The sequence below is a fragment of the Robertmurraya beringensis genome (genome assembly GCF_042433785.1).
In the GTDB taxonomy this organism is placed as follows: Bacteria; Bacillota; Bacilli; order Bacillales; family Cytobacillaceae; genus Robertmurraya_A; species Robertmurraya_A beringensis.
The window spans coordinates 46,573-54,684 of sequence record NZ_JBHLUU010000001.1; the positions used below are offsets into that span (position 1 = coordinate 46,573).

9 protein-coding genes and 1 rRNA gene are annotated in these 8,112 nt (G+C 39.3%); all 10 read left to right on the forward strand.

Features of this window, described 5'->3' with window-relative positions:
* Positions 1-19: 19 nt before the first annotated feature.
* A complete protein-coding gene (locus ACFFHF_RS00245) occupies positions 20-1,420 on the forward strand; it encodes a chorismate-binding protein (protein WP_160548442.1) in 1,401 nt (466 codons plus the stop codon).
* Complete coding sequence (gene pabA, locus ACFFHF_RS00250; RefSeq protein ID WP_377057356.1) at positions 1,417-2,016, forward strand: aminodeoxychorismate/anthranilate synthase component II; 600 nt, start codon at positions 1,417-1,419, stop codon at positions 2,014-2,016. The genes ACFFHF_RS00245 and pabA overlap by 4 nt, the downstream gene beginning before the upstream one ends.
* Complete coding sequence (pabC, locus tag ACFFHF_RS00255) at positions 2,016-2,876, forward strand: aminodeoxychorismate lyase (protein WP_377057357.1); 861 nt, start codon at positions 2,016-2,018, stop codon at positions 2,874-2,876. The genes pabA and pabC overlap by 1 nt, the downstream gene beginning before the upstream one ends.
* A 75-nt stretch (positions 2,877-2,951) precedes the next feature.
* Positions 2,952-3,725 carry a dihydropteroate synthase gene (gene folP, locus ACFFHF_RS00260; RefSeq protein ID WP_160548453.1) on the forward strand — a complete coding sequence of 258 codons (774 nt, stop codon included), beginning with the start codon at positions 2,952-2,954 and terminating at the stop codon, positions 3,723-3,725.
* A complete protein-coding gene (gene folB, locus ACFFHF_RS00265) occupies positions 3,718-4,083 on the forward strand; it encodes a dihydroneopterin aldolase (protein ID WP_160548445.1) in 366 nt (121 codons plus the stop codon). The genes folP and folB overlap by 8 nt, the downstream gene beginning before the upstream one ends.
* Entirely contained in the window at positions 4,080-4,607 is a 528-nt protein-coding gene (folK, locus tag ACFFHF_RS00270; RefSeq protein ID WP_160548446.1) for a 2-amino-4-hydroxy-6-hydroxymethyldihydropteridine diphosphokinase, read from the forward strand. Before folB ends, folK begins: the two co-directional genes overlap by 4 nt.
* Complete coding sequence (locus ACFFHF_RS00275; RefSeq protein WP_160548447.1) at positions 4,559-4,774, forward strand: helix-turn-helix domain-containing protein; 216 nt, start codon at positions 4,559-4,561, stop codon at positions 4,772-4,774. The genes folK and ACFFHF_RS00275 overlap by 49 nt, the downstream gene beginning before the upstream one ends.
* A 26-nt stretch (positions 4,775-4,800) precedes the next feature.
* On the forward strand, positions 4,801-5,802 hold the full coding sequence (dusB, locus tag ACFFHF_RS00280) for a tRNA dihydrouridine synthase DusB (RefSeq protein WP_377057358.1): 1,002 nt from the start codon (positions 4,801-4,803) through the stop codon (positions 5,800-5,802).
* Between the two features lie 202 nt (positions 5,803-6,004).
* Positions 6,005-7,498: a lysine--tRNA ligase gene (gene lysS, locus ACFFHF_RS00285; RefSeq protein WP_377057359.1), complete on the forward strand. Its 1,494-nt coding sequence runs from the start codon at positions 6,005-6,007 to the stop codon at positions 7,496-7,498.
* Positions 7,499-7,807: 309 nt separating this feature from the next.
* Positions 7,808-8,112 (forward strand): 16S ribosomal RNA (locus ACFFHF_RS00290); the annotation flags it as partial.

Genomic DNA, 8,112 nt, shown 5'->3' on the forward strand with positions numbered 1-8,112 from the left:
TTAAAGGGGAGAACCTTTTTTGAAGATATTAACACTAAATAGCAAACAAATACCTTTTGATAAAGAAAGGTTTTACGAGAAGTACAGGGAGCTTTCTGGGTCATATGAACACCATGTATTGTTAGAAAGTGGCCGGGGTGGACGATACAATATTGCCGCCTTTGGGCCAGAAACAATCTTTATAGGGAAAAACCACAAACTAACGATTGTTGAAAAGGAAAATAAACAGGAACTAGAAGGGAATCCTCTTCATTTAATGAAGGAATATCTTTCTCAGTATCAGATGGAGCGTCAGGAAAGACTTCCCGATTTTCAAGGAGGCCTTATTGGTTATATTAGCTATGACTATGTGCGCTATATAGAAAAACTGCCTCGATTTTCAACGGATGATTTGGACATGCCTGAGGTTTATTTTTTCCTATTTAACGAATGGTTTGTATTTGATCACGAAGAGGAAACGCTCTGGCTCTTGCAGATTCAAGAAAAGGGTTATGAAAATCCAGATGCTCTATATGAATGGGAGTCAAAGTGGACAGGTCCACTAATGAAGTTCGAAACAGAAAGAATCATGCCAGCTACTGATGAACTGCATGTTTCGATGAGTGACGAACAGTTTATGAAAGCAGTAGAAAGAATTCAGGAATACATTGCTCAAGGTGACATCTTCCAAGTGAATTTATCTGTTCGCCAAGCAAAAGCGATATCGATTCCAGCAGTGAATGTATACGACCAACTCAGACAATTGAACCCGTCACCGTATATGAGTTATTTACATACTCCTGAGTTTCAAATTGTAGGTGGGTCTCCTGAGCTCCTTGTTAAAAAGCAAGGAAATGAGGTTAGTACAAGACCGATTGCTGGTACACGCTCTCGAGGAAAGAATGAGGAAGAAGATCTCAGGCTTGCTAAAGAACTTATTGAAAATGAAAAAGAGAGAGCAGAGCATGTGATGCTTGTTGATTTGGAACGAAATGATTTAGGGAGAGTCTGTGAGTACGGATCGGTCGAAGTGAATGAATTTATGGTCATCGAAAGATATTCGCATGTTATGCATATTGTCTCGAATGTGAGAGGAGTCATACGACCAGATCAAACATCCTTTGATTTGATTGATGCTTCCTTTCCAGGTGGTACGATTACAGGAGCTCCTAAGGTTCGAACCATGGAGATTATTGAAGAGCTCGAGCCGGTCCAGCGCGGAATTTACACAGGATCTATGGGTTGGATTGGTTTCAATGATGATATGGAAATTAATATTGTCATTCGAACCATGCTAGTAAAGGACGGACAAGCTTTTGTACAAGCGGGAGCAGGGATTGTCATAGATTCCAATCCTAAACATGAATATAAAGAATCTTTGAAAAAGGCAATGGCTCTTTGGAGAGCAAAAGAACTAGCGGAAAAAGGTGAATTCCATTGATTTTAATGATAGATAATTATGACTCATTTACTTTTAATCTTGTTCAGTATCTAGGTGAACTTGGTGAGACTTTGGAAGTTAAACGAAATGACGCCATAAGTATTAAAGACATTGAAGAATTAGGACCAAACTTTCTTATGGTTTCACCTGGTCCATGTAGCCCCAACGAAGCTGGGATATCATTAAGGGCGATAGAGGAATTCGCTGGGAAGATTCCTATCTTTGGTGTATGCCTAGGACATCAGTCGATCGCTCAAGTATTCGGGGGAGATGTTGTGCAAGCGGAACGGTTAATGCATGGCAAAACCTCTCTTATGTATCATGATGGAAAAACAATCTTTGAAGGCTTACCTAATCCATTTCCTGCAACAAGATACCATTCTTTAATTGTAAAAAGGGACACGCTTCCAGATTGCTTTGAAATATCTGCTTGGACGAAAGAAGGAGAAATCATGGCCATCAGGCATAAGGAACTTCCGGTAGAGGGGGTTCAATTCCATCCAGAGTCTATTATGACTACGGCAGGGAAACAATTGCTTCAGAACTTTGTTTCGTATTACAAAATGGAATTGTCTCCAAAGAATGAGGGATATTGATGTATTTGTATATGAACGGAGAAATGATCCAGGAGGAGGAGGCAAGAATCTCCCCCTTTGATCACGGGTTCCTTTATGGGATGGGCATATTTGAAACATTTCGTGTATATGATGGGCATCCCTTTTTATTAGAGGATCATCTTGAGCGACTAAATAGCAGTCTAACGATGATTGGAATTCAAAAAATTATTAATAAGGACGAAGTGATTCAAGCGCTCAAGCTTCTTTTGGAAAAGAACCAGTTATCCAATGCTTATATTCGACTAAATGTATCAGCAGGTGTTGGTGCTGTCGGTCTACCTGTAGAGCCGTATGAACATGCCAATGTAATGATGTTTGTAAAGCCTCTTCCTGAAGCTGGTGGACCGATAGAAAAGGAAGCTCAGTTTCTAAAGCTCAGTCGAAATACTCCAGAAGGTTCCATGCGATTGAAGTCTCATCATTATATGAATAATTTATTGGCAAAAAAAGAAATAGGAAATCGGACAGATGTAGAGGGGATCTTTCTAACACAGGATGGATGTATTGCAGAAGGAATTGTCTCAAATATTTTCTGGGTAATAGATAATCAATTGTTTACCCCTGACCTGGATACAGGAATATTAAATGGAATCACCCGATCTTTTACTATAGAGCTTGCTAGAAAAAAAGGACTACAGGTTCAGGAAGGTTTTTATAAACCAGACGTACTGGATAAAGCAACTGAGATCTTTGTTACAAACTCGATTCAAGAAATTGTTGCTATTTCGAAATTTAACTCACTTGTATTACCAGGTGTAAAGGGTGAGCTTTTTCAAATGTTGCACCAAGCGTATCGATTGTATACACATAGTCTTTGGAGTAGGAAGGAAATAAAGTAACAAAGGAATTAGGAGGCGAATTATTTGATTACTGCCGGACCATATACATTAGATTTTGAGAAGAAAACAATTATCATGGGAATCTTAAATGCTACCCCTGATTCATTTTCTGATGGTGGCAGCTTTGATAGAGTTGATGAAGCGGTCAAACGAGCGATAGAGATGGTGGATGAAGGAGCAGATATTATTGATATCGGTGGGGAGTCCACAAGGCCTGGAGCGAGATTTATACCTGCTGAAGAGGAAATTGAACGTGTGGTTCCTGTTATTAAAGCCATATCAAAAGAGGTTAATGTTCCAATATCTATAGATACATATAAAGCAGATGTAGCTAGAGAAGCATTGGCTGCTGGAGCTCATATTATTAATGATGTATGGGGTGCTAAGGCGGACGCGAATATGAAACTGGTAGCGGCAGAAACAAAGGCACCTATCATTCTCATGCACAACCGGGAGGACCGGAACTATCAGTCTTTTTTCAGGGATGTTATGTATGATTTGTATGAAAGCATTTCTCTAGTGAAGGATGCTGGTGTGAGTGATGAACAAATTATATTAGATCCAGGCATTGGGTTTGCGAAGAATGTACAGTTAAACTTGGAAATGATGAGACATCTACATAAGCTTGTAGCTATCGGTTACCCTGTTCTTCTCGGAACCTCTCGTAAATCAATGATAGGTGCTGTGTTAGACCTACCTGTACATGAACGCATGGAAGGAACCGGAGCGACTGTATGTTATGGTATTCAACAGGGATGCCAAATCGTTAGAGTTCATGATGTGAAGGAAATTAGTCGAATGGCAAAAATGATGGACGCGATGATGGGAAAAGGAGAATACGATGGATAAAATTTACGTTAACCGTATGCAATTTTATGGTTTTCATGGTGTGTTCCCAGAAGAAAATCGGTTAGGACAGAGATTTATGGTTGATCTTGTTGTTGAAGTGGACTTGAAAAAAGCGGGGCAAAGCGATAACTTGAATGAATCCATTAATTATGGCGAGCTATATCAGCTGTGTAAAGACGTTGTGGAAGGTGAACCTTTTAAGCTAGTAGAATCAGTTGCTGAGGAAATTGCTTCACGCTGTTTAAGCGGATTTTCTAAAGCTCATGCTGTAACGGTAAAGGTCATCAAGCCAGATCCACCCATTCAAGGACATTACGAATCAGTCGCAGTTGAAATTATGAGGAGTAGATCTAATTGAATAACTTGGCTTATCTTGCCTTAGGTACCAATATGGGCAACCGATATAAAAACCTAGTAGATGCAATCTGTTATTTAAAAGAGGAGAAGGAAATTCATTTGGTAAAAAGCTCCTCTATTTATGATACAGTTCCGGTTGGGTATACGGAACAAGATGATTTTTTAAATATGGTAATCTTGATTAGAACAGCACTTACACCGTATGAATTATTAGAAGTTTGCCTTCGTATTGAAAAAGATTTAGGGAGAAAAAGGGAATTCAAGTGGGGTCCAAGAATAATAGACCTTGACATTTTGCTCTACAATCAAGAAAATATTGAAGCAGAGAACCTAATTGTTCCACATCCAAGAATGCAGGAACGCGCCTTTGTTCTTGCGCCATTACTTGAGATAGATTCTTCGATCAAGATACCAGATCAGGATAAGTCGATAGAGGACTATTTCAAAATGAACGCTGAAAAAGAAGGGGTACGAATATGGAAGCAGAAAAATGGGGAAGACGTATTCGCGCTTTTCGAAAACTAAAAGGTTTTACACAAGAAGGGTTTGCTAAGGAAATCGGTGTTTCTGTTTCTGTGTTGGGCGAAATAGAACGAGGAAATCGAATGCCTTCAGATCATTTAGTGGAAACAGCGGCTCAAGCACTAAAAGTTTCTGTAAAGGATTTAATGCCACAAGAGGTGGATGAATAAATATATTATTAAGACGGAGGGGTAACATGCTTAAAATTGGTGATATTGAAATGAAAAATCAAGTAGTGTTAGCTCCAATGGCTGGAGTATGTAACTCTGCTTTTCGTCTAACTGTTAAAGAGTTTGGTGCAGGTCTAGTTTGTGCTGAGATGGTTAGTGATAAAGGAATTATCTTAAAAAACGAAAAAACAATGAATATGCTTTACATCGATGAAAGAGAGAAGCCACTGAGCTTGCAAATCTTTGGTGGTGAAAAAGAGACATTAGTCCAAGCGGCTAAATTCGTTGATGAAAATACTAATGCCGATATCATTGATATTAATATGGGATGTCCGGTTCCCAAAATCACAAAATGTGATGCAGGAGCAAAGTGGCTTTTAGATCCTAATAAAATTTACGAGATGGTTTCTGCGGTTACGGCTGTTGTGAAAAAGCCGGTTACTGTAAAAATGCGTATGGGCTGGGATGAAGATCATATTTACGCTGTTAAGAATGCTCAGGCCGTTGAACGAGCTGGTGGTAAGGCAGTTTCTTTACACGGTCGGACTCGGGTCCAAATGTACGAGGGAAAAGCAAACTGGGATATTATTCGTGAGGTTAAGCAATCAATCGGTATTCCATTAATCGGTAATGGAGATGTAACGACTCCTCAAGAGGCAAAGCGTATGCTAGAAGAAACCGGCTGTGATGGAGTAATGATCGGTCGTGCAGCTCTAGGAAATCCTTGGATGATCTACCGTACGGTTAAATACCTTGAATCAGGGGAGCTCATGGGTGAGCCAGCCGTTCGTGAAAAGATTGATGTATGTATTCTTCACTTAGATCGCCTTATCTCTCTTAAAGGAGAATATGTAGCAGTTCGTGAAATGCGTAAGCATGCTGCTTGGTATTTAAAAGGAATTAGAGGAAATGCAAAGGTGCGAAATGGTATTAATGAGTGCAATACTCGTGCGGATCTTGTTACTTTATTAACAGCTCTAGTTGTAGAAGAAGAAGAAAAAGAAGCGATGGAATCTCAAGTCGGTTAAGGTTTGACTTCTAAGCGAACATTCAATATAATACGTTTGATTATGTTAACTGCCAGTTCGTGCTGGCAGTTTTTATTTTATTTTACTTTTTTAATGTCTGTTTTTCTCACTTTGTGTAAAATAATATAGTATGCTTATAAGATGGTGTTATTACATAAATTCAAGCAATTGATGTTTGATAGATACAAGAAGGAAATTGGAGTTGATAAAAATGAGTCATGAGGAACTTAATGACCAATTACAAGTCAGAAGAGAAAAGCTAGCTTCTCTTCAAGAAAAAGGTCTCGATCCATTCGGAAAGAGATTTGAACGTTCTGGCTTCTCCCAAGAGTTTATTAGTCAGTACGGAGAAATGGAAAAAGAAGAGCTGGCAAATAAAAATATTGCTGTAACTATTGCTGGTCGTATCATGACAAAGCGTGGAAAAGGTAAAGCTGGCTTTGCACATATCCAAGATCTAAAGGGGCAGCTGCAAATATATGTTCGTCAAGATGCAGTAGGTGAAGAGCAATATGAAATCTTTAATATTGCTGATTTAGGGGATATTGTTGGTGTAACGGGTACATTGTTTAAGACACAAGTTGGAGAGCTGTCTGTAAAAGTAGAAGACTTTCAGCTTTTAACAAAGTCATTACGTCCACTTCCTGATAAATTTCACGGTCTGAAGGACGTTGAACAGCGCTATCGCCAACGTTATGTTGATCTTATTATGAGTCAAGAAAGTAGACACACATTCATTACTCGTAGTTTGATCATTCAATCAATGAGGAGATACCTTGATTCTAAGGGGTACCTAGAAGTAGAGACGCCTATGATGCATGCCATCGCAGGTGGGGCATCTGCTCGTCCGTTCATTACACACCATAATGCATTAGATATGGAATTATATATGCGTATTGCCATCGAACTTCATTTAAAGCGTCTGATTGTCGGTGGTTTAGAAAAAGTTTATGAAATTGGGCGTGTGTTCCGTAACGAAGGTGTATCTACTCGTCATAATCCTGAATTTACAATGATTGAACTGTATGAGGCTTATGCTGATTATCAAGATATTATGAGTCTTACAGAAAACCTAATTGCTCATATTGCTCAAGAAGTATTAGGGACAACTACTATTCAATACGGTGAAAATGAAGTAAACCTTAAGCCAGAGTGGAAGAGGCTTCATATGGTAGATGCAATTAAGGAATATACAGGTGCTGATTTCTGGAAGGAAATGAGTGTAGAAGAAGCAAGAGTTTTAGCGAAGGAACATGGAGTAGAAATTAAGGATACCATGCTGTACGGTCATATTGTTAATGAGTTCTTCGAGCAAAAAGTAGAAGAAAAGTTAATTCAACCGACATTTATCTATGGTCATCCAGTTGAAATTTCCCCTCTTGCAAAGAAAAATGACCAAGATCCGCGTTTCACAGATCGTTTTGAATTATTTATTGTGGCTCGTGAACATGCGAATGCTTTCACTGAACTGAATGATCCGATTGACCAGCGTGAACGTTTTGAAGCACAATTAAAAGAGCGTGAAGAAGGAAATGATGAAGCTCATATGATGGATGATGACTTTATCGAAGCTCTTGAGTATGGGATGCCTCCTACAGGTGGGTTAGGAATCGGAATTGACAGACTTGTTATGCTTCTAACAAGTGCACCTTCTATTAGAGATGTATTGTTATTCCCGGCAATGAGACATCGTTAACTATCTAAATAGCGGACAAGAATATGAATTATTCTTGTCCGCTATTTTTTTGTAAAAAACATGTTGCATTCAATTCGAATAGGTGATATATTATTATTTGTTGCCGCAAAAGAAGTTAAGGTTATGAGAAAATAAATGAAAAAAGTTATTGACTCTAACAATCGCTTCTGGTAATATTAAAAAGTCGCCCAAGAGCGACGGGTTATAAAATGTTCTTTGAAAACTAAACAAATCATACGTCAACAAAAAATGATTAGTGTTGAAAAATACACTAGCCAACGTTTTAACTTTAAGAGCTAATCTTACTCTTTATTGGAGAGTTTGATCCTGGCTCAGGACGAACGCTGGCGGCGTGCCTAATACATGCAAGTCGAGCGGATNGTTAGTGGCGGACGGGTGAGTAACACGTGGGCAACCTGCCTATGAGACTGGGATAACTCCGGGAAACCGGGGCTAATACCGGATAATTCTTTTCTACACATGTAGGAAAGCTGAAAGATGGTTTCGGCTATCACTCATAGATGGGCCCGCGGCGCATTAGCTAGTTGGTGAGGTAACGGCTCACCAAGGCGACGATGCGTAGCCGACCTGAGAGGGTGATCGGCCACACTGGG